The sequence below is a fragment of the Citrobacter sp. TBCS-14 genome (assembly GCF_005280805.1).
Lineage (GTDB): Bacteria > Pseudomonadota > Gammaproteobacteria > Enterobacterales > Enterobacteriaceae > Citrobacter > Citrobacter gillenii.
On sequence record NZ_SZWM01001223.1, the window covers coordinates 1 to 245 of the forward strand.

Here is a 245-nt window from a genome sequence, read left to right on the forward strand (position 1 = left end):
ACGGCCCCAGCGCACCAATGGTCCAATCCCCAGCAACAGCGCAAACGGCGCCATCAGCCAGGTAAACATGGTGTTGAAGAACGGCTCGCCAATCGAAATACTGCCCAGTCCAAGCTGTTTGTGCACCAATGGCAACAGCGTGCCCAGGAGCACCACCAGCATGGCAGCAATCAGCAGCACGTTATTACCCAGCAACAGCGATTCACGCGACCACAGCGCGTTATTAACCCGTGAGCGGACCTTGT

1 protein-coding gene is annotated in these 245 nt (G+C 57.1%); it reads right to left on the minus strand.

All coding sequences use genetic code 11. The features are described from left to right. On the minus strand, window positions 1-245 hold a 245-nt coding region (locus FDX22_RS26360; RefSeq protein ID WP_304571827.1), incomplete at both ends, for a cytochrome c-type biogenesis CcmF C-terminal domain-containing protein.